Source organism: Bacillus sp. AFS012607 (assembly GCF_002558005.1).
GTDB lineage: Bacteria > Bacillota > Bacilli > Bacillales > Bacillaceae_G > Bacillus_A > Bacillus_A thuringiensis_S.
On the sequence record NZ_NTVM01000084.1, the window covers coordinates 1 to 1014 of the forward strand.

Here is a 1014-nt window from a genome sequence, read left to right on the forward strand (position 1 = left end):
AGAGCCAATTAATAAATGAGCTGGGATGAAAATCCGGCTCTTTTTTCATTTTTTTAAGAATACATGAAAAAAATCAGTTCAACTGAAAAAACGACTCTTCAGATTTGATTGTATGAGTTTTTGGTGGGTTTATTAATATAATAAGTCTTATTCGTTATAAAAACGCATGTAAAGGGAGAGAGGGAATTTAAATGCGTTTTTAGGTTTTTTAGGAAAAATAAAAAGGGTAGCCATTATTTACGACTTAACCCTTTGTCTACGATCTGACGAATTGCTTCATTTCGGTTCTTCAGCTTATTTTCATGCCAATAATTTTCTATTTGTTCTACTTGTTCTTTTGTAAAAGTAACTAAAATTTGAGTGTACTTGTCTTTATTAACCGCCATATTACAACCTCCTCTTTAAAAATAATTATAAGTTATATAACTTATATTGACAACTGAAAAAATGAGTAATAGAATGGTTATATAAGTTATATAACTTTATTGAGGAGGTTATTATATGGAACGGAAAATGAAAAAAATGATGGCTGATCTTCAATTTATTATGAATCATGGTCAAATCAGTGTAGATTTTATGGATCAAGGATATAAAAGAATGCTTTTTAGTGCATTAGAAGCTACGGGAAAACAGTTTAATGTGCATACCAATGAGCATAATGAAACAACCTTGTTCTTAGAGTTAGTTTAGTAAATTTACGCAATGAGGAGCTGTTAATGATGGAACAGTTAACTATTTTTGACGTAATGGATGAAACTAAAAATAAGCTTTATGAGGTATTAGAGAAAAATGGATTAAATTATAAGATTCGTAAGTACTATTTATATTCAGATTATCAGGGAGCTGTTCAATATTACTATATAAGAACAACTGATAATACAATTATTGATTTGTGTCTCTCGGATTTTCCAGAAATCTTCGCTGTCCATGAAGGATTTAGCGATAAACAAATTAGAAAGATTTACAACTGGAACTTATAAGCTATATAAATAACAAATTTAATTATTGGAGGAA

General features: G+C 28.9%; 3 protein-coding genes. 2 read left to right on the top strand and 1 reads right to left on the bottom strand.

Translation table 11 applies throughout. The features are described 5' to 3' along the window. Window positions 1–233: 233 nt before the first annotated feature. A complete protein-coding gene (locus CN409_RS32140; RefSeq protein ID WP_000290205.1) occupies window positions 234–386 on the bottom strand; it encodes a ribbon-helix-helix domain-containing protein in 153 nt (50 codons plus the stop codon). 115 nt (window positions 387–501) lie between these two features. Between CN409_RS32140 and CN409_RS30835 the strand changes: the two genes are divergently transcribed. Both CN409_RS30835 and CN409_RS30840 read left to right on the top strand, forming a co-directional pair. Further along, window positions 502–690 (top strand): hypothetical protein, encoded by a 189-nt coding sequence (locus CN409_RS30835; RefSeq protein ID WP_074596400.1) that lies wholly within the window; start codon window positions 502–504, stop codon window positions 688–690. Between the two features lie 26 nt (window positions 691–716). Beyond that, window positions 717–980 (top strand): hypothetical protein, encoded by a 264-nt coding sequence (locus tag CN409_RS30840; protein WP_031312452.1) that lies wholly within the window; start codon window positions 717–719, stop codon window positions 978–980. The last annotated feature ends 34 nt before the right edge of the window (window positions 981–1014 follow it).